The organism is Peribacillus sp. NJ4 (genome assembly GCF_030348345.1).
GTDB lineage: Bacteria > Bacillota > Bacilli > Bacillales > DSM-1321 > Peribacillus.
Window position 1 is genome coordinate 800,858 of the sequence record NZ_JAUCFQ010000001.1, and the last position, 19,612, is coordinate 820,469.

The 19,612-nt window shown below is 39.4% G+C and carries 23 protein-coding genes and 4 pseudogenes; 18 read left to right on the top strand and 9 right to left on the bottom strand.

The window, feature by feature from the left end:
- Positions 1-23 precede the first annotated feature (23 nt).
- Both QUF94_RS04080 and modA read left to right on the top strand, forming a co-directional pair.
- Positions 24-1,190, top strand: a complete 1,167-nt coding sequence (locus QUF94_RS04080) for an MGDG synthase family glycosyltransferase (RefSeq protein ID WP_289314712.1) — start codon at positions 24-26, stop codon at positions 1,188-1,190.
- A gap of 163 nt (positions 1,191-1,353) precedes the next feature.
- A complete protein-coding gene (modA, locus tag QUF94_RS04085) occupies positions 1,354-2,145 on the top strand; it encodes a molybdate ABC transporter substrate-binding protein (RefSeq protein ID WP_289314713.1) in 792 nt (263 codons plus the stop codon).
- A 141-nt stretch (positions 2,146-2,286) separates the two neighbouring features.
- On the opposite strand, the gene QUF94_RS04090 is transcribed toward modA, so the two are convergent.
- Positions 2,287-2,775 carry a VanZ family protein gene (locus QUF94_RS04090; protein WP_289314714.1) on the bottom strand — a complete coding sequence of 163 codons (489 nt, stop codon included), beginning with the start codon at positions 2,773-2,775 and terminating at the stop codon, positions 2,287-2,289.
- 117 nt (positions 2,776-2,892) lie between these two features.
- On the opposite strand from QUF94_RS04090, the gene QUF94_RS04095 reads away from it, so the two are divergent.
- Genes QUF94_RS04095 through QUF94_RS04105 form a run of 3 tightly spaced genes read left to right on the top strand, consistent with a single transcriptional unit; the run spans position 2,893 to position 4,325 of the window.
- Positions 2,893-3,264, top strand: a complete 372-nt coding sequence (locus tag QUF94_RS04095; RefSeq protein ID WP_289314715.1) for a hypothetical protein — start codon at positions 2,893-2,895, stop codon at positions 3,262-3,264.
- The gene (locus QUF94_RS04100) at positions 3,261-3,761 is read left to right on the top strand and encodes a hypothetical protein (protein ID WP_289314716.1); all 501 of its coding nucleotides are present in this window, start codon (positions 3,261-3,263) and stop codon (positions 3,759-3,761) included. Before QUF94_RS04095 ends, QUF94_RS04100 begins: the two co-directional genes overlap by 4 nt.
- A 39-nt stretch (positions 3,762-3,800) precedes the next feature.
- Complete coding sequence (locus QUF94_RS04105; protein WP_289314717.1) at positions 3,801-4,325, top strand: GrpB family protein; 525 nt, start codon at positions 3,801-3,803, stop codon at positions 4,323-4,325.
- Between the two features lie 132 nt (positions 4,326-4,457).
- Here the strand turns inward: QUF94_RS04105 and QUF94_RS04110 are convergent, their stop codons facing one another.
- Both QUF94_RS04110 and QUF94_RS04115 read right to left on the bottom strand, forming a co-directional pair.
- Positions 4,458-5,465: a LacI family DNA-binding transcriptional regulator gene (locus tag QUF94_RS04110; protein ID WP_289314718.1), complete on the bottom strand. Its 1,008-nt coding sequence runs from the start codon at positions 5,463-5,465 to the stop codon at positions 4,458-4,460.
- Between the two features lie 158 nt (positions 5,466-5,623).
- Positions 5,624-6,022, bottom strand: a pseudogene (locus QUF94_RS04115) (SDR family oxidoreductase); the annotation flags it as partial.
- A 7-nt stretch (positions 6,023-6,029) separates the two neighbouring features.
- On the opposite strand from QUF94_RS04115, the pseudogene QUF94_RS04120 reads away from it, so the two are divergent.
- From QUF94_RS04120 to QUF94_RS04145, 6 genes and pseudogenes are all read left to right on the top strand, one after another.
- Positions 6,030-6,674 (top strand): annotated as a pseudogene (locus tag QUF94_RS04120) (AAA family ATPase); the annotation flags it as partial.
- Between the two features lie 193 nt (positions 6,675-6,867).
- Positions 6,868-7,248 (top strand): GntR family transcriptional regulator, encoded by a 381-nt coding sequence (locus QUF94_RS04125; protein WP_289314719.1) that lies wholly within the window; start codon positions 6,868-6,870, stop codon positions 7,246-7,248.
- Positions 7,245-7,931, top strand: coding sequence for an ABC transporter ATP-binding protein (locus tag QUF94_RS04130; protein WP_289314720.1), 687 nt, complete (start codon positions 7,245-7,247; stop codon positions 7,929-7,931). Before QUF94_RS04125 ends, QUF94_RS04130 begins: the two co-directional genes overlap by 4 nt.
- Positions 7,928-8,758, top strand: coding sequence for a hypothetical protein (locus tag QUF94_RS04135; RefSeq protein WP_289314721.1), 831 nt, complete (start codon positions 7,928-7,930; stop codon positions 8,756-8,758). Before QUF94_RS04130 ends, QUF94_RS04135 begins: the two co-directional genes overlap by 4 nt.
- A gap of 27 nt (positions 8,759-8,785) precedes the next feature.
- A complete protein-coding gene (locus QUF94_RS04140; RefSeq protein ID WP_289314722.1) occupies positions 8,786-10,021 on the top strand; it encodes a hypothetical protein in 1,236 nt (411 codons plus the stop codon).
- Positions 10,022-10,058: 37 nt separating this feature from the next.
- Positions 10,059-10,373: pseudogene (locus QUF94_RS04145) on the top strand (GNAT family N-acetyltransferase); the annotation flags it as partial.
- A 39-nt stretch (positions 10,374-10,412) separates the two neighbouring features.
- Here the strand turns inward: QUF94_RS04145 and QUF94_RS04150 are convergent.
- From QUF94_RS04150 to QUF94_RS04175, 6 genes are all read right to left on the bottom strand, one after another.
- Entirely contained in the window at positions 10,413-11,612 is a 1,200-nt protein-coding gene (locus tag QUF94_RS04150) for an MFS transporter (RefSeq protein ID WP_289314723.1), read from the bottom strand.
- 12 nt (positions 11,613-11,624) lie between these two features.
- The gene (locus QUF94_RS04155; RefSeq protein ID WP_289318284.1) at positions 11,625-12,044 is read right to left on the bottom strand and encodes a MarR family winged helix-turn-helix transcriptional regulator; all 420 of its coding nucleotides are present in this window, start codon (positions 12,042-12,044) and stop codon (positions 11,625-11,627) included.
- A gap of 90 nt (positions 12,045-12,134) precedes the next feature.
- Positions 12,135-12,323, bottom strand: a complete 189-nt coding sequence (locus QUF94_RS04160) for a hypothetical protein (RefSeq protein ID WP_289314724.1) — start codon at positions 12,321-12,323, stop codon at positions 12,135-12,137.
- Entirely contained in the window at positions 12,311-12,457 is a 147-nt protein-coding gene (locus QUF94_RS04165) for a hypothetical protein (RefSeq protein WP_289314725.1), read from the bottom strand. The genes QUF94_RS04160 and QUF94_RS04165 overlap by 13 nt, the downstream gene beginning before the upstream one ends.
- Positions 12,458-12,514: 57 nt before the next feature.
- On the bottom strand, positions 12,515-12,691 hold the full coding sequence (locus QUF94_RS04170) for a hypothetical protein (protein WP_289314726.1): 177 nt from the start codon (positions 12,689-12,691) through the stop codon (positions 12,515-12,517).
- A gap of 155 nt (positions 12,692-12,846) precedes the next feature.
- Complete coding sequence (locus tag QUF94_RS04175; protein ID WP_289314727.1) at positions 12,847-13,497, bottom strand: DUF6944 family repetitive protein; 651 nt, start codon at positions 13,495-13,497, stop codon at positions 12,847-12,849.
- A 152-nt stretch (positions 13,498-13,649) separates the two neighbouring features.
- Between QUF94_RS04175 and QUF94_RS04180 the strand changes: the two genes are divergently transcribed.
- The 7 genes and pseudogenes from QUF94_RS04180 (at position 13,650) to QUF94_RS04210 (ending at position 19,610) form a co-directional block, all read left to right on the top strand.
- Positions 13,650-14,129: a DUF4306 domain-containing protein gene (locus QUF94_RS04180; RefSeq protein ID WP_289314728.1), complete on the top strand. Its 480-nt coding sequence runs from the start codon at positions 13,650-13,652 to the stop codon at positions 14,127-14,129.
- 393 nt (positions 14,130-14,522) lie between these two features.
- Positions 14,523-15,170 (top strand): pentapeptide repeat-containing protein, encoded by a 648-nt coding sequence (locus tag QUF94_RS04185; RefSeq protein ID WP_289314729.1) that lies wholly within the window; start codon positions 14,523-14,525, stop codon positions 15,168-15,170.
- A gap of 377 nt (positions 15,171-15,547) precedes the next feature.
- Positions 15,548-16,234 carry a VOC family protein gene (locus QUF94_RS04190; protein WP_289314730.1) on the top strand — a complete coding sequence of 229 codons (687 nt, stop codon included), beginning with the start codon at positions 15,548-15,550 and terminating at the stop codon, positions 16,232-16,234.
- A gap of 372 nt (positions 16,235-16,606) precedes the next feature.
- Positions 16,607-17,887, top strand: coding sequence for a family 8 glycosyl hydrolase (locus QUF94_RS04195; RefSeq protein WP_289314731.1), 1,281 nt, complete (start codon positions 16,607-16,609; stop codon positions 17,885-17,887).
- A gap of 45 nt (positions 17,888-17,932) precedes the next feature.
- Positions 17,933-18,328 (top strand): VOC family protein, encoded by a 396-nt coding sequence (locus QUF94_RS04200; RefSeq protein ID WP_289314732.1) that lies wholly within the window; start codon positions 17,933-17,935, stop codon positions 18,326-18,328.
- Positions 18,329-18,568: 240 nt separating this feature from the next.
- Positions 18,569-18,907 (top strand): annotated as a pseudogene (locus tag QUF94_RS04205) (thioredoxin family protein); the annotation flags it as partial.
- A 196-nt stretch (positions 18,908-19,103) separates the two neighbouring features.
- Complete coding sequence (locus QUF94_RS04210; protein WP_289314733.1) at positions 19,104-19,610, top strand: RrF2 family transcriptional regulator; 507 nt, start codon at positions 19,104-19,106, stop codon at positions 19,608-19,610.
- Positions 19,611-19,612: the final 2 nt, after the last annotated feature.

The window sequence follows — 19,612 nt, forward strand, 5'->3', positions numbered from 1 at the left end:
TGATTTCTTAGGAGATGACACATATGAAGAAGATTTTGTTTTTACCTCTCTTTCGAATGCAATCGGGACATCATCAAGTTGCCGAGGCATTAATGGACATGTTGAAAAAGCATTCAAATGGGATTACTTATAAAAAAATCGATCTAATCAGTTATACCAACACCTCTCTAGAAAAACTAGTGGCAAATAGTTACCTGACATGGATTCGTTATGCGCCAGAAACCTATAATCTTGCCTATAAAAACCTTTTTTACATTCACTCACCAAAGGAACGGATATTTAAATGGTATCAGCAAATATTCATGAAAAAAATGGAACAATTGATAGCTGAAGAAAAGCCTGATTTAATTGTTTGTACACATGGTTTCCCTTCCTATCTTTTGAGCCAGTTAAAGATGAAAGGGAAGTGCAGCACACCGGTTATAAACGTGTACACGGACTTCTTTATTAATAATGTGTGGGGAAGCGAAGGGATAGATGCCCATTTTCTTCCTAGTCAAGAAGTAAAAGAAAAGCTGATGGGTAAGCGTCAAATACCAAAACAAACGATGATGGTCACTGGTATTCCCGTGCACGAGGAAATCACTAAAAATGCCGGTGTACAAAGAAACACAGAACGACCAAAAATTTTGATATCCGGAGGAAATAGTGGCTTGGGAGGGATTTTGAACTTAGGTGATGAGTTAAAGAATTCGACCGACTTTGATTATTTAGTTCTTTGTGGCAACAACACCAAGCTGTATGATGAAATCCAAACGTGGAACTTAGCTCATATCAAACCATTGCCTTATATCTCATCAAGGTCTGAAATGAATAAGCTTTATGAAGAAGCTGACGCAATCGTTACGAAACCGGGCGGTGTCACGATTAGCGAAGCATTGCGAAAAAGGCTTCCCATTTTTGTTCATTCCAGGCTTCCGGGGCAGGAGGAAATTAATCTACAGTATTTAAAACAACAAGGACTTGTATTTAAACTTAATCAGAAAACGCCTTTTGAAAAACAATTGTTGAGTATATTGAAGGATCAGAAAAAAATGAAAAAATGGAAAACATCCATTGAATCCTATCATAAGGAAATAGAGTTGGAGAAACCTGAGCGAATGGTGGAGGTCATGAAATTGATCCTTAATCTTAATCAAAATGGTACGCCTTCCTATCTAGCCCGACAGCCCAAAGTTCTTTATAGCTAAGTTTTCACTTGCTGGCAAGGGCATCCTACAATGAACCAGATGAAGAGGCGGTTTGAAAAGAACAGATTATAGTCAATGGCATACCAACCCGGAAGGCTGCTTTATTAGTAGCTCTCCTGATTTCGTTTTTATAAGATATAACTGGGCGGAAGGAAGAGTGATTTTGAAAAAAATATACCTTATGATTTTTGCGATTATGCTGCTTGTGGCAGTGGGTACAGGGTGTTCAAATGAAGAAGCGGAAATCACTGAAATGAAGGGGAAGCAGGTGGAATTGACTGTTTCCGCAGCTGTAAGTTTGCAAGATGCCTTAAATGATATAAAAGAGTCCTTTGAAAAAGAGAATGCAAATGTGAAAGTTAATTACAATTTTGGAGCCTCTGGAGCTCTTCAGCAACAGATCTCCCAGGGCGCACCTGTTGAACTGTTTTTCTCGGCTGCAGAAGATAAATTTGATAAATTAGTAGAGGAAGACCTTATTGAAGATAAAAACGGAATCGATTTAGTCGGCAATGACCTGGTGCTGGTGGTGCCAAAGGATTCCGATAAGGAACTGGGATCACTGAAAGACCTAACAAAGGCTACCAAAATTTCGATTGGCACTCCTGAGTCTGTACCGGCAGGGCAATATGCTAAACAAACCTTGGAAAACCTGAATCTCTGGAAAGAGGTTGAAGATAGATTGATTTATGCCAAGGATGTCCGGCAAGTGCTTACATATGTGGAAACGGGAAACGTGGACGCAGGGCTCGTTTATAAAACGGATGCGATGAGCTCATCAAAAGTTGATATCATTGCAACAGCCAAGGAAGATTTACATGATCCGATCATTTATCCCGTCGGTATGATCAATGACCTGGAGCATTCCAAGGAAGCCAAGCTATTCTATGACTATCTCCAAACGGAAGCCTCCATTAAAATTTTTGAAAAATACGGATTTAAAGATTTAAAATAACCACCAATCTGGTGGTCTTTTTTTTTAGTGTAACAAGTAATATTAGGAATATTTTACTTTATATTGAAACTTCATCTCGCTTTAAACGTAAGAATAAGAACATGCATCTAATCATCTTTCACCATTAGCGGATAATTCGACCTACACTTGACTGCCAATGGTTCCATTCTTTTTGAAAACTGTGTAAAACAGCTTAATCGGCAGGTACCCTATAATCCCCCCGAGAGTATTCAGGATTATATCATCGGTATCAAAACTTCCTAATTCAAATAAAAGCTGAAGAATCTCGTAGGTGAAGCTAAAACAGAATGTTGCAATCAAGATCGGTTTGAGTTGGGTAAACCTTTTTGATAGTAAAGGAAGCATGAGGCCAAATGGTACGAAACCGATGATATTCCCCACTATGTTTTCAATCCGGATGGATGTATTTACATCCGCTAAGAACAGGTAATGGAAAATGGTTTTAAAAGGGATGAAGTTATGGGAACCCCAATAGCGGCCATTGAAGGAAAAACTAATATGATCATTCATTTCGGTTATCGAGAAGGTTTTAAATAAAATGAGCTTTGTAAGAATTAATAGATAAAGAACCATACATAGCGATAAAAGGACTTTTACAAAAAATTTCATGATACAACTCCGATATTAAAGTAGGAAATATATATCATTTTATCACAAATGGTATATGATGAGTTTAATGTAATATTTTACAAGTTTTTTAGGACGAATTACCAAGGAGGAGTAAAAGTGGAGGAAGCAATAATTGATTTTCTCATTGTAGTCATGTTAATTATTGGTTTCACATACGGTCTCATTCGGCAATTTAGACAATGCGTCAGTATCAGGAATGGAAATAAATCTGATTATGCACATTACAAGAGGATACTGATCGGAAACTATCTGTTTTGCCTATCCTATTCGGGTTTTCTTTTTTCCTACATTTTGAATTCATTACTGGGATCTCGTATTATACAGGCTTCATTTATTACAAGTGATAATACTAGTTTTTGCTGTTTCAGTTTTCTTGCCATTCTATTAATCGCTAAATTTGGGATTATTCCTAAGGAAAATGAACAAGTTGAATTACAAGAATACATAGTTGAGAAAGAGGAAATATGAAGAAAATTTCGCTTACCCTATTAATCGTATGCATATCGATCACTTTTCTAATGAATTTTGCCATGCCTGAATTTGCTGGCAAAATGAAAGGTAATATAAGTTCCATGAATATCCTTTATTCATACAGTGTCACAAAATCATTCTCGGAACAAACTCAAGATACGATCGAAATGGCATCCGTGCCTTCAGGGAAAACCGATACCAGGAGCGTTGATTTCCGAAGCGAAGTTAAGCTTGAGGAAACTCCGTTGAATATTAAAAGTGTAGTGAAAGGGAGCTTGAACAAGCCGCAGGCGTATAAAACTAAAGAAAAATTAACCGGTCCCGAAAAAGGGTTTTCATACCGGAAATATTTTCTTACCAAAAATTATGATAAAGGAAGATATACAGTCATCCGAACCAATAAAATAACGGGAAAAGAAAAGGTGTATGTCGGAACTTATTATGAGCCGAGCACGCAAGATCCTATCGTCAAATGGTCACGTGATGAAAAGTGATGGCTGACAATACCATTTCATGAAAAGTTGAGTGATTAAATGGGGAAAACAGTAAAGATCGAGGATTATAACCCTGATTGGGTTAGCGTATTTCAACAGGAAAAAGCGAGGATAACGGAGGTTTTAAAGAACTATTCCCCCCTTTGTGTTGAGCATATTGGAAGTACATCTGTAAAAGGGTTGGGGGCAAAACCGATTTTGGACATCATGGCTGGCGTCCGGCATTTAGATGAAGCTGACCCATTCATTGAACCCTTGAAATCGATTGGGTATGAATTTGTCCAACATCAGGAGTTTCCCGAAAGGCGTTTTTTTAGAAAAGGTCAATGGAGAGCAGGGACACACCATTTGCATATCTATAGATTCGGAAGTGAACAGTGGAATGATCAACTTTTATTTAGGGACTATTTAAGAACCCATCCTGATGTAAGGAAACAATATCAGCAATTAAAATTATCCTTAGCTCAAAAGCATCGTGCGGATATAGTCGGGTACACGGAAGCGAAAGCACCATTTATCCAAAATGTCATAGAATCAGCTAAAAATGAGGTGAATGGTGGGTGATTTCCAAGTGGAAGGTTTAATCATGTATCTGTAAATTGCCTGAAAGAAAAAGAAAATCGGTTAGCTTTTCTTTCATCATTCCAGTGTAAATGGAACGGCAGTGTAACTAACCTGCCGTTTTTGTCTAATCCTTTAGCATGAACCTCGAACAATCAGTTCGGGGGCAAACCGATAAGTAATGTACGGGGTCTGACCAGAATCGGTTATCCGGTGCAATAATAACTCTGCTGTTTTAATTCCCATTTGTTGTATTGGTTGTCCGATTGTTGTGATCGATGGTTCATAAAACTCCGTATAAGCGACATCATCAATGCTGACAATGGCCACTTCCCCAGGGATCGAGATTTTTTGTTTTTTCAAATAGCTAAGGATTTCACGTAACACTAAATCATTTCCTGCGACTATGGCAGTTGGAGGCTTTTCTGCATCGAATATCTGGGCCAATTTTTCTTGAATTCGATTTCTGGGTAAAGAATGAATATCATCATCCCTGACTTCCAATTTATGAGATGCCATCGCTTTTTTAAATCCTTCGATTCTCTCCAATCTTGGTGTTATCGGGATATCAATCGGTAAGGTTAAAAAAGCAATATTTTCGTGTCCTTTTTCAGCGAGCATGGAAACAGCTAAAAAGATTGCAGCATGATTGTCCAAAAGAACGGAATCGGATGTAACTCCATCAACTAATCGATCAACGAATACCATTGGAATGGAATGATCGATCAAGTAATTATAGACTTTAAAGTCATTTCCTACCGGAAAAATGATGATTCCATCTACTTGTGTAGAAACCAGCAAGTCAAGGTATTCCTTTTCTTTCTCTGGATCATCGGCAGAGTCACATATGAATACTTTCATGCCATGCTGCTGAAGCTGTTGTTCAACGGTACGAATGATTTCAGTGGATAAAGTATGTAAAATATTAGCTACGAGTATGCCTATCACTTTTGTTTTTTTTACTTTTAAATTCCTGGCATTATCGTTGGGACGAAAGTCAAGTTCTTGGATGACTTGCTCGATTCTTTCTTTTGTTTCAGCACTCATATAACGAAAACGTTGGTTAATATATTGAGAAACCGTACTTTTGGAAACACCGGCCTTCTCAGCAACATCTGATATTGTAGTTTTCTTTTTTTTCATGATGTTCTCCTAAAGGGAATAATTTCTTGAAATAGAACGGGATACCTACATCATAACAAAGGAGTCCGATTTTGTTAAACATTGGATGAAAGAAACACCCTAAGCGCTTTGGCTAAGGGTGTTAACCTTAAACATATTCATTTGTCTTAATCGGCGGATTAACGAACGAGCCAGCCTCCATCAACAGCGAGGATATGGCCATTCATATAGTCAGAGGCCTTGCTTGCAAGAAATACGACGGTTCCCATGACATCAAAAGGTGTTCCCCATTTTTCAGCCGGGATCCTTGAAAGAATGTCTTTGTTTCTTGACTCATCTGCACGAAGCGCGGCTGTATTGGCCGTTTCAATATATCCAGGGGCAATCGCGTTTATTTGAATGTTTTTAGCGGCTAATTCATTAGCGAATGCTTTAGTCAGCCCAGCAACGCCATGTTTACTCGCAGTATAGGCCGGAACGAACTTACCTCCTTGGAATGTGAGCATGGATGCGATATTTATGATTTTTCCGCTGCCTTGTTCAACCATTTCTTTAGCAACGAGCTGACTAAGAAAATACCTTAAAGAAGTGACCTTTCATCCCAGTGTTACCTATGTTATCGGGGAAAATGGAATGGGGAAGTCCACCTTGCTTGAAGGTATTGCGATTGCGTATGGCTTCAATCCAGAAGGCGGAACGTTGAATTTCAATTTTTCCAATTATGATTCACATTCGAATTTGGACGAATACCTCCGTTTGAAAAAAGGAGTGTACAAACCGAAGGATAATTTTTTCTTTAGGGCGGAAACATTTTATAATTTAGCTACGAATATTGAGGAATTGGACAGGGAGGCATCGTTTGGTTCGAAAATCATCGATTCCTTCGGTGGAAAGTCACTTCATCAACAATCACATGGGGAATCTTTTTTCTCAGCCTTTGTAGAACGATTTCAAGGCGATGGATTGTATATCCTCGATGAGCCTGAAGCTGCTTTGTCGCCGCTAAGACAAATATCGATGCTGGCCAGGATAAATGAGCTTGTTCAAGAAGGTTCCCAATTCATCATTTCCACCCATTCCCCGATCATCATGGCCTACCCGGATGCTAAAATCCTTCAGATTTCAGAAGAGGGAATGAATGAAGTGACTTTAGAGGAGTCCAATCATTATTTGTTAATGAAACAATTTTTTGAAGATAAAGATCGGCTGCTACATCATCTATTCGAATGAAACTTTGGCATCTCCTTCTAAAACATATAATGAAACCCCGACTGCACCGCGCTTTCGGGGCTTTCATTTTGTTGAAAGTTAGGATTGACAGTTTAGGTGTATTACGGGTATAGTACATCTATAAGGTGTATGAACCACTTAGTACATACACGAGTGAATACACGTAATTCTAAATAAATAGGGGGTGTTTTTAATGAATGTTAATACCCGGGAACCGGTATATCTGCAAGTCGTTAGGCATTTTAAAGAACAAATAGCCATTGGTAAATTCGTTGCTGGACAGGAAATTCCCTCCCGCAGAGAACTGGCGGCTTCACTGAATATAAATCCTAATACCGCTCAAAAAGCGTATAAAGAAATGGAGGAACAGGGCTTGATTCATACAGAACGAAATTTCCCAAGTCAAATCACGACGAATGAAACGATTTTACAGGCAGTAAGGCAGGAATTGATTCTGGCAGCCGTTGATTCGTTTGTCGATGCGATTCGTCCGATTAATGTACCAGTTGATGAACTGCTTCGTGTTGTTAAAGAAAAATATTCGGAAGAAATAAGGGAGGAGGAAGAAAAATGATAGAAGTAAAACGGATTTCCAAGAATTACGGCCGGAAAAAAATCTTGGATAGTGTTTCTTTTACAGCTAATAAAGGGGAAGTCACGTGTCTGATCGGGATAAATGGTGTCGGTAAAACGACTACACTCAAAGCCATTATGGGATTGACGCCATATAAAGGTGAAATCCTGATCGATGATCGAAAGATGACAAAGGACAGTTATGAAAAAATCACCTTCATTCCGGACGCACCGATCATGCTTCCGCAAATGACCGTTAAACAGGCAATGGTTTTCATGGAGGATTTCTATACGTCATGGAATTCGGAAAGAGCTAACCAATTGATGGGATTCTTCAAGCTGAAAGAGGAGACCCCCATTTCGGAACTGTCAAAGGGGAATACAGCTAAGCTCAACCTGATGCTTGGTTTGTCCCTTGACGTGGATTATGTACTGATGGACGAACCATTTTCAGGCATCGATATGTTTAGCCGCGAGCAAATCGCCGATGTCTTTGCGAGCCACCTTATTGAAGATAGAGGAGTCATCATCACGACCCATGAAATCGGTGATATTGAACATTTAATCGATAAGGTCATTTTATTGGATAACGGTACAGTGCTTAAAGAGTTCAAAACAGAAGAAATGCGTGAAGAGGAAGGAAAATCGGTAGTCGATGTAATGAGAGAGGTGTATCAATCATGATGCGATATTTAAAGCTAGTGAACTTTGAAATCAATCGATTTAGTAAAATATATATATCCTTATTGTTGATAACCTTGGTTTCGCAATTTGCTGGAGTGATCATCGTAACGAAGAGCCTTCTTAAAGATGCCAGGAAGATCATGTCGGATGAAAGACTATCCGAAGCTGCCTATATTGCGACTTATAATGGCATTGATTTTAGCCATATCGCCCATACCCTCTTGTTTGTAGGACCGATTGCGCTGAGTGCGGTTGCCCTTATTTTTTACATTTTCCTTATTTGGTATCGTGATTGGTTTGGTAAGAATACATTCATTTATCGTCTATTGATGTTACCGACATCCAGATTATCGATCTACCTTTCAAAAGCTACGGCCATCTTCCTTATGGTATTAGGGTTGATTGCTTTCCAGATCATCATTTTACCAATGGAAAATGCCCTATTTAATTCAAATGTGCCGGAAGCGCTCTTGAATGAAATGTCAATTTCCACTATCACAAAAGCCAGTCAAGTTTTGGCATTGATCATCCCAAGCACGTTCACGCAATTCCTGCTTTCCTATGGCATCGGTCTTATGATCATGTCGATATTATTCACGGCGATCATGTTTGAAAGAAGTTTCCGCATAAAAGGAGTCGTAATGGGCTTGGTATATTGCGGAATCGCTGCTGCATTGTTTTTAGCTCCTGTTTTCGTAATGGCGTTTGGTAAATTCCATTTTTATCCTAATGAATTATTTGGTCTGCTGCTCGCATTAGGAATCATTGTGACAGGACTTTCGATTTGGCTTGGTTCCTGGTTATTGAAAAACCGCGTTACCGTATAACAACAACTTTAAAGGAGAGTGAACAAGGTGAAACGTTATTTATGCAGCATCATTATTGGAATGGTTGTCATCTTAAGCATCGGGACCTATTATGTCAAAGTAGCTTCCTCCGCTTCCAGCCTTCCAAAGTATACCTTCAAGACACTGGAAGGCAGCGATAAAGAGCTTGATCCGGTAATCATAAATGCAACGCTTGAAAATGGCTCTTTTTATGAATCGTTAACATTTGAATCCAATACAACGACATATGCTAGCGAAAGGTCTTACTTGGAGAACTTATATGGAAGACAAGATCATCAAATTGAAAGATTAGTAAAAGAACATCGTGCATTTATGCGTGGCAAGGATTCCATTAGTTCTTTATATGAAGACGATGATTTTCTCGCTTACGCTTGGGTGAATAGCGATATTACGAATAACGGGAAAATGGATGCGGAGTTTGATATCGGTTTACTGGAGAAGAAGGACGAAGAGGAAACTTCTTTCCAAATTGAACTGCCCGACCAAGAGAGAATCATGAATGCTGATGTCAGGGATGTGCAGTTGGTCCATTCAAAACTACAGGTTTTAACGATGAATGATGTGAATTCAAGTGATGATAAGCAAACGAAAGAGGTTCATCTGTATACGATCGATTTAGCTAATAAAAAAGTTTTGAGCGATAAAACCCTTTTATCCGAAACCTTTACTTACCCCAATCAAGTAGATTTTGAGATGCCAATTGATATTGCTCCTTCCCAGCCAAACAATATGGTTTTAATTTCTGTAATTAAAGGGGTAAATCATGAGGACGGTCCCTATGAGGAAAAATTGAATGAAAGCAAACTGTTATCTTATAATTATGAAACGGAAAAAGTAGAAACGGTTAAATTACCCAAAAGGGAATCTCTTAGCCTTGGTATGGCTGAATCAGGATATGTGGACGGGAAAAACCTTTACCTAATTGATAAGAAATCCGATAATTATCGCATTAAAATGTTTGACCTAAGCAGTCAAACATTAACGAATGACATGGAGCTAGATTTAGCTGTTAATAAAAAGGAACAAAACTTCGCTGCCATTAAGAATGGGCGTGTGTACTTCCTATTAGGCAACGGAGTGGATCAAATGGACAATTTAACATACAAGCCTGCCAAACTTCTAATCGTTGATATAAAGACTGGAAAGACTTTATATAAAGGTGAATCGGTCATGCAAGCAACAAATAAAATGAATGGTAGAAAATTTGGAATCTTTATCGATGAATTGGAAGTAAAACAATAAAATGAAAGGTCCCCTCATGATGAGGGGACCTTCATTTAATTGGTCAAATAAAACGGCATATATAGGCTATTGGCTTGGTGAAGATTTTCAAGGGAAAGGGATCATGACTAAGGTGGCCAAGGCCCTGACTGATCATGCCTTTTCTAATCTCAAACTAAATAAAGTGGAAATTAGAGCGGCTGCCGAAAATGAAAAGAGCAGGCGAATTCCCGAAAGGCTTGGCTTTGTAAAGGAAGGGTGCATTAGAAAATCTGAATGGCTGTATGACCATTATGTGGATTCCATCGTTTATGGGGTACTGGCAGATGAGTGGCAAGGGAAATCTGAAATATTTTGGGTTCGAAAATCGTGAAAAAAGGGATATCCACCAATGGGATATCCCTTTTTTCATTTAAATGGAAGCTAAGTTTGTTTTAGCTGTACGTTCTTTCTTGCCGTGCAAGAAGTAGTAAAGAACGGAAGTTGCGATGACGACAACGCCCAGGATGACATAAAGTGTGCTGTACCCTGTTACTGGAATGATGAATCCTAGAATATAAGGGCCGAATCCAAGTCCTGCATCAAGCATGATAAAGAAGGTGGATGTTGCCATCCCCATACGGTGGGGCGGTGTCAGTTTAACGGCAATCGCCTGCGAGCTTGATTGCATATTACCGAATCCAAGGCCAATTAGGAAACCAGCAGCCAATAAAGTGAAACTATTGGTTGATATACTTAGAAGGAGCAAACCGACTCCGAAAATCATGAAAGCTGGATACATAATGAAGTTCGATCCTTTCCGGTCCATTAACGGTCCTGAGAAAGGACGTGATAACAATACGGCTACTGCGTAAACTACAAAGAAGAAGCTTGCTGTATTGACCAGGTCGATTTCAATGGCATAGAAACTGATGAAAGAAAGGACGCTGGAATAACAGAATGCCAATACCAGAGTAATGAATGAGATGGGCAGTGCCTTAGGTTCTATGAAATTGGAAAGCTTGAATCCTTTACTTTCGGTTACTTTTGCCGTCACTTTCAATGCCGGGACATATAGGAAGAATGCAGTAATCAGGCTGATCAACCCTAAAGCCAGGCAGAAACTGAAAATTACTTGGAAGCTTGTATTTTGAGCCATATACAGACCGATGAAAGGGCCGATTGCCGTCGCAAGTGTTGCGCTCATACTGTAATAGCCGATGCCTTCGCCTTTTCGTGTTGCCGGGATGATTTGGGCGACGATCGTTCCTGTCGCAGTACTTGCCATACCCATCGCCATACCATGGATGAGACGGTTAACAAGCAGGAAGCCAATTCCAAGGTCCACAAAATATAGAAGTGTTGTCAAAGTGAAAAAAATCAGGCCGATGAATAATGTTTTCTTGCGTCCGATCGAATCAATGAAACGGCCGATGAACAGACGTCCGATTAACGTCCCGATTATGAAAATACCCGATATGAGTCCGGCTTCGCTTGTAGAAGCATCCAATTCATTTACAGCATAGATGGCAAGTGTCACCATCAGTAAATAAAAGATTAATGTTATGAAAAAATTAATGGAAGAAACGATGACAAAATCCTTCGTCCACAGTCTAGATCTGGATTGTTCCATTTTATTATCTCCTTACTTTAATATGTTATTTCTTATTTCGCCCATGATGCGGATGGCTGCGATTTGTTCCTCTTCAGTTATCCCTTTCAAGATATCCTGTTCGTATTGATCGATTGTTACGCGGACTTCAATGTAGACCTTTTTTCCAAGCTCCGTAAGCCGCATTCTTTTTTCGCGTTTATCTTTACTTGGCACATGTTCGACATACCCCAGCTCTTCCAAGCGGGCAACGGTCCTCGTAATCGTGGGTTTCTCCACACTTTGGTAATTAGCAAGCTCTACAAGCGTCGCCGAACCATAATTGGTTAAGTAATACAAAATGGACCATTGCGCCCTGTGTAAATCATGCTTGTTAAGCTGTATATTAAGATTATTTTCAAACGGTCGGTACAGCAGTAATAATTGCTGAAAGAATTTTTGGTAAGTCTTTATCAGAAACACCCCTTATACTTAATATATAGTTACCCTAAGTAATTGTTACCCTTAGTAACTATAATAGCAAAATAAATCCATTCTGTCCACTCAGATTTGTAGTAGTAATTTGATAAAATGAGGGGGCGGAGCGATCCCGAATTCACGAGTAAAAGCCCTGAATTCACGAGTAAAGATCCGAAACTCACGAGTAAAAGCCCCGAATTCACGAGTAAAAGGCCGAAACTCACGAGTAACGCCGAAACTCACGAGTAAAAGGCCGAAACTCACGAGTAACACCGAAACTCACGAGTAACGCCGAAACTCACGAGTAAAAGCCCCAAACTCACGAGTAAAGATCCGAAACTCACGAGTAAAAGCCCCAAACTCACGAGTAAAGATCCGAAACTCACGAGTAAAGATCCGAAACTCATGAGTAAAGAGCCGAAACTCAAGAGTAACGCCCAAACTCACGAGTAAAGAGCCGAAACTCACGAATAACGCCGAAACTCACGAGTAAAAGCCCCAAATTCACGAGTAACGCCGAAACTCACGAGTAAAGATCCGAAACTCATGAGTAAAAGCCCCGAATTCACGAGTAAAGTGCCCAAATTTACGAAAAGCGATGATAATTTTGAGCTGTATGTATCAAATTTAAACAGGACCATTGGTTTTTGGAGGGGATGGGCTATGAGCCATTCCAGGAGTGGGGAAGCGAGAAGGGTTGGAAATTGGATGAGAAGTATATGCATTGTTTTGTACAAGCGGAAACAAGGGTTCTCGATGAAAGTCGAACTTGAAGGCACTTAATTACCAGTCAATTTCATGCGTAATAATTTGCAAAGCTATAATGGCTGTTAAGTCCTTCCTTACCTTTCTCAGGTTGTTCGGGTTCTGGTCCAATGGAAAAGGCATCGATTAATATGAATGCACCGATAACTTGGGTCCAGCTGCCGAGCAAAAGAATTTGCTCTCCCATCCGTCGTTTTTCATTCAAAATGAAGATATTTCCGATCGATTCCAAAAAAGAACCTGCAGCAATGAGGCCATTTCCCTTAATCTCTAGAGAGCGTGAAAATGTCGCCTCCGTCAGTGATGCCCCGAATGCTTCAAAAGTGGCACCCAGGCCTTGGATTCCACTGCCGAGTGCATCCGTCCGGGTGCCCTCCTCCTCTGAGCCATTCAACTGCATATCTATTCCAACTGCATTTGCGGTATTACCAGCAGCCTCAAGCCAAGCACCGAATATGAAATAGGTTTCCGAATGTTCATTTTCCGAATTCAGCATTTTCGTCCGGCCGATTGCTTGCAGCGAATTCCCAACCGCTTCAATGACATTCCCTTTGAGGACCAGATCTTTGCCGAGATTAGTGCCCGTTAAAGTTTGCCGGGTTTGACCGATTGCACCTACGAGTGTACCGAGGCCCAGTAACCATGCTCCTGAAATAAGGAGGTCATCTCCATGAGTGATCATATCTTAAACGCTCCTTAAAAGTGTTTGCATTATATTATTCAGGAAACAGTGTATGTTTACATATTGCTTTGGGGTATAAAGACAGTTTTGTTTCAAGATTGGGTGTGAATTTTACCCATTTATTGGTATGATGACAGCTGGAGGAGATGGCATTGACTTTTAAATATTTTTTGCAAATAATAATCGCTGCACTTTTCTTTATGGTATTTTCATTTTGTGCATGGTTTGAAGGCAGCGAAATTCAGGATGAACCTTGGGAATGGAAGTATTCCGCGCATTTTTCACAAGTAAGTGATGATGAGGTGATGGATGCACATGATATCTCGAATTTGGATCATTTCGTGTATGCTGCAAAATTCAAGCCTTTATTTCCATTTCTAATGGCCCTTACCGCTTCATATATAATCATATTTACGGGTTATACCTTATTCAAAAGAAGCATTAAAAAAACAGCACTATTTTTGTCTGGATTTGGGGTCCTTTTTCTGATTTCAAGTGGTTTCATATCCACTTCCCCGACTGTTGGAGGAAATATCTTTCAAGCTTTTTTCCTGATAGGCGGAATGATAGTCATAATGGGCGCAGCTCTATATTATTTCCGGATCCCAAAAAGATTCAATACTGAAATATAAAATCACTTCTTCCGTTTTTATGAAGTAAGCGAGGCTGCCGATGAGGCAGCTTTTTAATTTGCAGTGGCAAAGGTGACACAAAATAACGAAAAATAATAGCCATATTAGCGAAATTCTTAGATTGAACTTCACTGAAATATGGTTTAAAGTTAAGTCCGAATTAAGTAGACCAGTTGTTATATTGTCAGCTGTGGAAGTTTCAATTTCTAGTAAGCATTAATGTCCCCACTTTCAAAAAAAAACGGTATGCGGTAAAAAGCCTTTTGAAAATCGAACGGATATGACTCCAGGTCAAACGTCATTCCGTACTTTTCATGTAAAGGAACGTGTTGCAGTATTGATCCGGTTTTTAGCTAGGCACTTGAAAGGTTAATAAAGTGAGAAGGTGATAATATGTCAGGTAAAATCAAAATTGAACAGCCAAAGATCCCCCAAGACTTAACTCAAGCGAACTTTCAGGAAATATATTATCAGGATGAGCCTTATCTTGAGTCCTGTATCATAACCAATTGCACGATCGATAGAGAAAAAATGGACAAAATCGTATTATCACAGGTTGTTTTTAAAAATGTGACATTCAGCGATGTATCTTTCAGGAATATCGAGCTGACGGATGTCATTTTTGACCATTGCGATTTGACGAATGCCGATTTCATGGGTGGCTCGATTCATCGGGTGGAATTCAAGGAGTCCAAACTTTTAGGCATTAACCTGTCTGACGCAAGTTTAGGAAATGTCTCCTTTGAGAATTGTAATTTGAATTTAAGTGCATTCGGTTATTCCAGTTTGAAGCAAGTGAAGTTCGATCATTGCTCAATGGAAAGTGCTGATTATTATGAGTGTAAATTCATCAAAGTTAAGTTCGAAACATGTAGATTAAATGAAGCGAACTTTTCCCGGACACCGCTCAAAGGAATCGATATTAGCAGTTCTACATTTCAAAGGCTTACCGTATCCCTGGAGGATTTAAATGGATGCGAAGTTTCCCCGGACCAAGCGATAGGCTTTGCAGCCATGCTTGGAATGAAAATTAAAGAATGATCCTTTTTAAGACGAAAAGATGAAAATACATGACCAAATGGAGAAGGAGAAATGATTCAAAACAAAGTGGTTTAAATTACTGGTTCTCCAACAGGGCCGAACATTTCAGCTACGGCAGAAGAAATTGCCGACATGGTCATTTTTGCTTCAACAACAGGGGCGATCATCTTAAATGGAACCATCGTAAACTGCGCTGGCGGAGAGATTTTTTCAATACGGGGGACCACCGATTTGGTGGTCCTTTTTGAGTTGGCTGGCCGAAAAATTAAGGGATATTCCATTGGCTATTTGTGGTAAAAATAGGTAAAGTGAATATGAATATATATATTTTAATATGTAAATGAAGAGTACGGATTTGGGAGAAGGGGGATTAAACTTTGATTATCAATAAGGTCACTTTGTATAGTCATGCATTGAATGATATGCGGAATTTTTATGTTAATGAGTTAGGATTTGAGTTACTATCGCATACTGATGATGGTTTTGAAATTAAAGCAGGGGACAGTGTGCTTGAAATTAAAAAATATCATCTCCAGGAAAAGCCTTTTTATCATTTTGCCATGAATATACCGACCAATTTATTCACTTCGGCCAAAGCATGGGCGAAATCAAAAGTGGAATTGACTAGGGAAGATGAAGTGGACGAAGTTTATTTCAGTTATTCAAATGCACATGCCTTTTATTTTTCAGACCCTTCAGGCAATATTGTCGAGTTCATTTCCAGATATTCCGTATCACCCAAATCTGAGGCGGAGTCTTTTTCAGCTCAAAACGTCCTGTGTATTAGTGAAATAAACATTACGACGAATGAAGTCAGGACCTTGGGAAATCAGTTGGTCAGTTTTGGTGTACCCGTAAGGAAGGCTGAAACGATAAGTGAAGATGGATTGAATTTCATGGGGGAACATGAAGCAGGTTCGTTTTTACTTTTAGGTCCAAGTAAACGGCGGTGGATCTTTTCGGATAGAGAGTCGGAAATCTTTCCGCTTTCGATAGTCGTTAATCAGCAATTTGAAATTTCATTAGATGGCGAAGGCCTTATGGAGTTGAAAAAAGTGGAATGACCAAGGGGAAAGATTGATATGTCCGGAATTTGATGAAAGAGGTGAGTTAATTGAGGAATTTCATTTTTTTGACAATGGTTATTATAAGTTAAATTATCCTATTCGGATTAAGATATTCATTTAATCTCATTACTGATTCAAATTTTATGAGTATAAACTTATTACTCCTGATATCAGTATTAATAATTAGGAGTAAATTAAATATCACTTTCTTTAAATAAGGCTATGAATCTTAATGTTTTGTAAAAGGATAAAGTAGGCCTTTTTCTTTTGTCTTCCGGAAAGGAAGAAAAGTCATGCTAATAGATTGAAATGCTCATAGCCAAACATAAAAAAGAAGTGAATACTGCACCATAACCCAAGGAGCGAGCCATGAAAAAAAGAAGTTTATTGATAGCGGTGGGCTCGATCGTTTTCGTGATCATTGCCTCGCTAGCATTGGTATCTCAAACCACAAAGAGAGAGATTGCCGGTAAAAGGGCATTTCCTCAGCATACAGTCTATCAACCGGGTACGATAAAACCTGACAATCTATCACAGGAGGAGATGGATGATGCCGTAGCGAATTATTATAAAACCTGGAAAAATGAATATTTGAAGCAGCCTGCTGATAAAAATGATGAATATTATATCTTTTACAATGATAAAGGATATGCAGAACCCAAGAACGCAGTGACCGTTTCTGAAGCGCACGGTTATGGGATGATGGTTACGGCAATAATGGCAGGCAGCAAGGACAAACAGTACTTCGATGGTCTGTATCGTTTTTATAAAGCGCATCGAAGTGACAATGACCCTTCATTAATGGCGTGGCAGCAAGTTAAGGATAAATCGGGCAAAATCATAAATACTCCAGGGGATGCCGATTCAGCAACTGATGGCGATATGGATATCGCTTATTCGTTATTATTGGCTGATCGCCAGTGGGGAAGTGAAGGGGAAATCGACTATCTCGCCAGAGCAAAGGACATCATGGATGCGATCATGTCGAATGAGATAAATCGGTCCCAGTCCCTGATTAAACTAGGTGACTGGGCGGAGGATGAAGATGAAGTATACGGACAATCGACTCGTTCATCGGACTTTCTTCTGAATCATTTGAAGTCATTTGAGGCGGCAACTGGGAATCATGAATGGAAAGGTGTTACGGATAAGGCCTATGCGATCATTCATTCCATTTATAAGGAGAAAAGCGGCAATACTGGTCTCATGCCGGACTTCATTGTACAATCCAAGGGAGAGTATCAGCCAGCACAAGCTGACTTTTTAGAAGGGGAGAATGACGGCAATTATAGCTGGAACAGCAGCAGGACCCCTTGGCGGTATACGCTCGATTACTTACTGACTGGTGATGAAAGGGCGCTGCCGCAATTAAAGCGGATGAATGATTGGATTAAAGAGGAAACGGATGGAAACCCTGAAAATATCCAATCGGGCTATACGCTAAGCGGAAAAGCCTTGGAAGAAGGGAATAGTACAAGCTTCGTTGCTCCATTCATGGTAAGTGCCATGGTTGATTCCTCCAATCAGCAATGGATTAATCAGTTATGGAATCGGACGATACAGGAACAAGATGATGATGATGATTATTTTGCCAATACGATAAAATTACAGACAATGATCGTGGCTTCAGGTAACTGGTGGGCGCCATGATTCAATGCAAGAAACTAATTAAAGATGAAAAGGGGTTTGATGAGAATGATGAAGGTCACACCTTTCTTGATGTTCGAAGGAAATGCGGAAGAAGCAATGAATTACTACACATCTTTAATCGAAGGATCGAAAATAACCAGCATGAAACGGTATGGTGCAAATGAATCAGGTACAGAGGGGAGTGTCATGCAGGCTACCTTTACCTTGAAGGATCAGGAATTTATGTGCATCGATAGCAATGTTAAGCATCAATTTACGTTTACACCTTCGTTTTCAATATTCCTTACATGTGATAGTGAAGAGGAAATTGACAGGCTTTATTCGAGCTTAACTGATGGCGGACAAGTGATGATGCCATTGGGTGATTATTTCTTTAGTAAGAAGTTCGGATGGGTATCCGATAAGTTCGGTGTTTCCTGGCAACTAACTCTCCCAATATGAATGAAGTGAAAAGACCACTGGATAGTGGCTTTTTTCATGAATAAACACTGATTTGTGGATTGCTAGATTAAAAGTAATATCACATCCCTTGTGACGGAAAAAGGAGAATTTTTCATAAACAATCAACATAAACCGGGCAATAGTGGGATAGATCGAGGTTAAACCGTTTGAACTGGGAAGGAATAAATTATATAGTAATTCTTGAGTACATATATTCATTGATTAAAGTATGATGATGATAAGAAAAGCTCGGAGGAGACAATCATGAAAAATATTAATACAGAACAAGAATACCGTGAACAAATCAAACAAGAGGGACTGACGGTCGGGATTTTTACGACTACGTGGTGTCCAGACTGCAAACGTTTAGACATGTTCATTGATGAGATCACTCAAGAACATCAAGACAAACAGTGGTTTACAATCGATCGTGACGAGTTCCCAGAGATTTCTGAAGAGCAAACCGTAATGGGAATTCCATCTTTATTAGTATTTAAAAATGGAGAAAAGGTTGCACACCTGCACAGTGCAAATGCTAAAACTCCAGAGGCAGTCAATGAATTTTTAAATGACCTATAATAGATCCTGCCAAAGGTGAACCCCGCATGATGTTGTCATGCGGGGTTCACCTTGTTTTGAGGACCCAAAACGCTTTTTTAGAAATTTTTTCTGGAAATAACTTGATTTCTAAGATGAAACAGGGTTTAATTATAGATACCGAATATCCATTATGGATATCAAACATCCACATACATACTTGAAGAGGTGAACTGAATTGCAATTAACAAAAGGTGTCGAGCAAGCTATATGCATCATTGTTATACTCTCTACCCAGGATAAAAATGTACCGCTTTCGTCTAATGAGATCAGCAGGCGGTTAGAGGTGTCTCCTTCTTATTTGAAGAAAATCATTAGGAAATTGGTCGTTAAGCAGATAATCACTTCCGTTCCTGGTAATAATGGCGGCCTTTCTCTTGCCAAAAGTGTAGATAAGATTAAAAACCTTGAAATTATTGAAGCGATGGAAGGCCCCATTTCGATGTTTCCAGATACAGGACTTATAGAAAAAGCGTTTAAAGATGGAGAGTATGCAGAAAAGGGCATGGACGTTCTTCGTCGGATGTTTTCTCAGGCGGATGAACTTTTAATGGATTTCTTTTCCAGTCAAACAGTAGCAGATTTGCTTAAAGAAAGCTTTGGCACCACGGATATACCGACTGTTAATTGGAATTCAGGGTCATTGGGTGAATTAATGCGTGAAAAGAAAGGTGAAAAAGAGTGAAC

Coding starts and splice junctions, on each gene's coding strand:
- QUF94_RS04080 (WP_289314712.1), top strand. CDS start 24: ATGAAGAAGATTTTGTTTTTACCTCTCTTTCGAATGCAATCGGGACAT.
- QUF94_RS04090 (WP_289314714.1), bottom strand. CDS start 2,775: ATGAAATTTTTTGTAAAAGTCCTTTTATCGCTATGTATGGTTCTTTAT.
- QUF94_RS04100 (WP_289314716.1), top strand. CDS start 3,261: ATGAAGAAAATTTCGCTTACCCTATTAATCGTATGCATATCGATCACT.
- QUF94_RS04105 (WP_289314717.1), top strand. CDS start 3,801: ATGGGGAAAACAGTAAAGATCGAGGATTATAACCCTGATTGGGTTAGC.
- QUF94_RS04110 (WP_289314718.1), bottom strand. CDS start 5,465: ATGAAAAAAAAGAAAACTACAATATCAGATGTTGCTGAGAAGGCCGGT.
- QUF94_RS04125 (WP_289314719.1), top strand. CDS start 6,868: ATGAATGTTAATACCCGGGAACCGGTATATCTGCAAGTCGTTAGGCAT.
- QUF94_RS04130 (WP_289314720.1), top strand. CDS start 7,245: ATGATAGAAGTAAAACGGATTTCCAAGAATTACGGCCGGAAAAAAATC.
- QUF94_RS04135 (WP_289314721.1), top strand. CDS start 7,928: ATGATGCGATATTTAAAGCTAGTGAACTTTGAAATCAATCGATTTAGT.
- QUF94_RS04150 (WP_289314723.1), bottom strand. CDS start 11,612: ATGGAACAATCCAGATCTAGACTGTGGACGAAGGATTTTGTCATCGTT.
- QUF94_RS04165 (WP_289314725.1), bottom strand. CDS start 12,457: ATGAGTTTCGGATCTTTACTCGTGAGTTTCGGATCTTTACTCGTGAGT.
- QUF94_RS04170 (WP_289314726.1), bottom strand. CDS start 12,691: ATGGTCCTGTTTAAATTTGATACATACAGCTCAAAATTATCATCGCTT.
- QUF94_RS04175 (WP_289314727.1), bottom strand. CDS start 13,497: ATGATCACTCATGGAGATGACCTCCTTATTTCAGGAGCATGGTTACTG.
- QUF94_RS04185 (WP_289314729.1), top strand. CDS start 14,523: ATGTCAGGTAAAATCAAAATTGAACAGCCAAAGATCCCCCAAGACTTA.
- QUF94_RS04195 (WP_289314731.1), top strand. CDS start 16,607: ATGAAAAAAAGAAGTTTATTGATAGCGGTGGGCTCGATCGTTTTCGTG.
- QUF94_RS04200 (WP_289314732.1), top strand. CDS start 17,933: ATGATGAAGGTCACACCTTTCTTGATGTTCGAAGGAAATGCGGAAGAA.